Genomic DNA, 3,385 nt, shown 5'->3' with positions numbered 1-3,385 from the left:
AGGGTGATGGGTGGTTGGTCGTTGTTTGAGAACTGCACAGTGGACGCGAGCATCTGTGGCCAAGTTTTTAAGGGCGCACGGTGGATGCCTTGGCACCAGGAACCGATGAAGGACGTGGGAGGCCACGATAGTCCCCGGGGAGTCGTCAACCAGGCTTTGATCCGGGGGTTTCCGAATGGGGAAACCCGGCAGTCGTCATGGGCTGTCACCCTTGCCTGAACACATAGGGCAAGTGGAGGGAACGCGGGGAAGTGAAACATCTCAGTACCCGCAGGAAGAGAAAACAACCGTGATTCCGGGAGTAGTGGCGAGCGAAACCGGATGAGGCCAAACCGTAGGCGTGTGAGACCCGGCAGGGGTTGCGTTTACGGGGTTGTGGGATCTCTCTTTCATGGTCTGCCGGCCATGAGACGAGTCAGAAACCGTTGATGTAGGCGAAGGACATGCGAAAGGTCCGGCGTAGAGGGTAAGACCCCCGTAGCCGAAACATCAGCGGCTCGTTTGAGAGACACCCAAGTAGCACGGGGCCCGAGAAATCCCGTGTGAATCTGGCGGGACCACCCGTTAAGCCTAAATATTCCCTGGTGACCGATAGCGGATAGTACCGTGAGGGAATGGTGAAAAGTACCGCGGGAGCGGAGTGAAATAGTACCTGAAACCGTGTGCCTACAAGCCGTGGGAGCGTCGCGCAAGGACTTGTCCTTGCGTCGTGACTGCGTGCCTTTTGAAGAATGAGCCTGCGAGTTTGCGGTGTGTTGCGAGGTTAACCCGGGTGGGGAAGCCGTAGCGAAAGCGAGTCCGAACAGGGCGCTTCAGTAGCACGCTCAAGACCCGAAGCGGAGTGATCTAGCCATGGGCAGGTTGAAGCGGAGGTAAGACTTCGTGGAGGACCGAACCCACCAGGGTTGAAAACCTGGGGGATGACCTGTGGTTAGGGGTGAAAGGCCAATCAAACTCCGTGATAGCTGGTTCTCCCCGAAATGCATTTAGGTGCAGCGTCGTGTGTTTCTTGCCGGAGGTAGAGCACTGGATAGGCGATGGGCCCTACCGGGTTACTGACCTTAGCCAAACTCCGAATGCCGGTAAGTGAGAGCGCGGCAGTGAGACTGTGGGGGATAAGCTCCATGGTCGAGAGGGAAACAGCCCAGAGCATCGACTAAGGCCCCTAAGCGTACGCTAAGTGGGAAAGGATGTGGAGTCGCACAGACAACCAGGAGGTTGGCTTAGAAGCAGCCACCCTTGAAAGAGTGCGTAATAGCTCACTGGTCTAGTGATTCCGCGCCGACAATGTAGCGGGGCTCAAGCGTACCGCCGAAGTCGTGTCATTGCAGCATATACGGCCAACGCCGGCTGTGATGGGTAGGGGAGCGTCGTGTGCCGGGTGAAGCAGCGCCGGAAGGCAGTTGTGGACGGTTCACGAGTGAGAATGCAGGCATGAGTAGCGATACACACGTGAGAAACGTGTGCGCCGATTGACTAAGGGTTCCTGGGTCAAGCTGATCTGCCCAGGGTAAGTCGGGACCTAAGGCGAGGCCGACAGGCGTAGTCGATGGATAACCGGTTGATATTCCGGTACCCGCTGTGAAGCGTCAAACATCGAGCATCGTGATGCTAAGGCCGTGAAGCCGTTCCGGACCCTTCGGGGAAAGGAAAGTGGTGGAGCCGCCGGCCCAAGCGGTTAGTAGGTGAGTGATGGGGTGACGCAGGAAGGTAGTCCATCCCGGGCGGTGGTTGTCCCGGGGTAAGGGTGTAGGACGTCAGGCAGGTAAATCCGTCTGGCACATAGTCTGAGACCTGATGCCGAGCCGATTGTGGTGAAGTGGATGATCCTATGCTGTCGAGAAAAGCCTCTAGCGAGTTTCATGGCGGCCCGTACCCTAAACCGACTCAGGTGGTCAGGTAGAGAATACCGAGGCGTTCGGGTGAACTATGGTTAAGGAACTCGGCAAAATGCCCCCGTAACTTCGGGAGAAGGGGGGCCATCACTGGTGATCCGATTTACTCGGTGAGCTGGGGGTGGCCGCAGAGACCAGCGAGAAGCGACTGTTTACTAAAAACACAGGTCCGTGCGAAGCCGTAAGGCGATGTATACGGACTGACGCCTGCCCGGTGCTGGAACGTTAAGGGGACCGGTTAGTCACTCTTCGGGGTGGCGAAGCTGAGAACTTAAGCGCCAGTAAACGGCGGTGGTAACTATAACCATCCTAAGGTAGCGAAATTCCTTGTCGGGTAAGTTCCGACCTGCACGAATGGCGTAACGACTTCTCGACTGTCTCAACCATAGGCCCGGTGAAATTGCACTACGAGTAAAGATGCTCGTTTCGCGCAGCAGGACGGAAAGACCCCGGGACCTTTACTACAGTTTGATATTGGTGTTCGGTTCGGCTTGTGTAGGATAGCTGGGAGACTGTGAACTCTGGACGCCAGTTCAGGGGGAGTCGTCGTTGAAATACCAGTCTGGTCGTGCTGGATGTCTAACCTGGGTCCGTGATCCGGATCAGGGACAGTGTCTGATGGGTAGTTTAACTGGGGCGGTTGCCTCCTAAAGAGTAACGGAGGCGCCCAAAGGTTCCCTCAGCCTGGTTGGCAATCAGGTGTTGAGTGTAAGTGCACAAGGGAGCTTGACTGTGAGACCGACGGGTCGAGCAGGGACGAAAGTCGGGACTAGTGATCCGGCGGTGGCTTGTGGAAGCGCCGTCGCTCAACGGATAAAAGGTACCCCGGGGATAACAGGCTGATCTTCCCCAAGAGTCCATATCGACGGGATGGTTTGGCACCTCGATGTCGGCTCGTCGCATCCTGGGGCTGGAGTCGGTCCCAAGGGTTGGGCTGTTCGCCCATTAAAGCGGTACGCGAGCTGGGTTTAGAACGTCGTGAGACAGTTCGGTCCCTATCCGCTGCGCGCGCAGGAGTCTTGAGAAGGGCTGTCCCTAGTACGAGAGGACCGGGACGGACGAACCTCTGGTGTGCCAGTTGTCCTGCCAAGGGCATGGCTGGTTGGCTACGTTCGGGAGGGATAACCGCTGAAAGCATCTAAGCGGGAAGCCTGCTTCGAGATGAGGACTCCCACCTCCTAGAGAGGGTAAGGCTCCCAGTAGACGACTGGGTTGATAGGCCGGATATGGAAGCACCGCAAGGTGTGGAGTTGACCGGTACTAATAGGCCGAGGGCTTGTCCTCAGTTGCTCGCGTCCACTGTGTTGGTTCTGAAACCACGAACAACCCCATGCCCGGTCACGGTGTGGTGCGGTTGAAGTGTTTCATAGTGTTTCGGTGGTCATAGCGTAGGGGAAACGCCCGGTTACATTCCGAACCCGGAAGCTAAGCCTTACAGCGCCGATGGTACTGCAGGGGGGACCCTGTGGGAGAGTAGGACGCCGCCGAAC

At 57.2% G+C, this 3,385-nt stretch carries 2 rRNA genes; both read left to right on the top strand.

The annotated features are described in order from the left end of the window. The first annotated feature begins 57 nt into the window (after positions 1-57). A 23S ribosomal RNA gene (locus ACH4VX_RS35495) occupies positions 58-3,179 on the top strand. Between the two features lie 89 nt (positions 3,180-3,268). Further along, positions 3,269-3,385, top strand: a 5S ribosomal RNA gene (gene rrf / locus ACH4VX_RS35490).

The sequence above is a fragment of the Streptomyces sp. NPDC020731 genome, from assembly GCF_044334705.1.
Taxonomy (GTDB): Bacteria; Actinomycetota; Actinomycetes; order Streptomycetales; family Streptomycetaceae; genus Streptomyces.
Note: the sequence above shows the minus strand (reverse complement) of the source record. Positions and strands in the feature narration are given on the sequence as shown.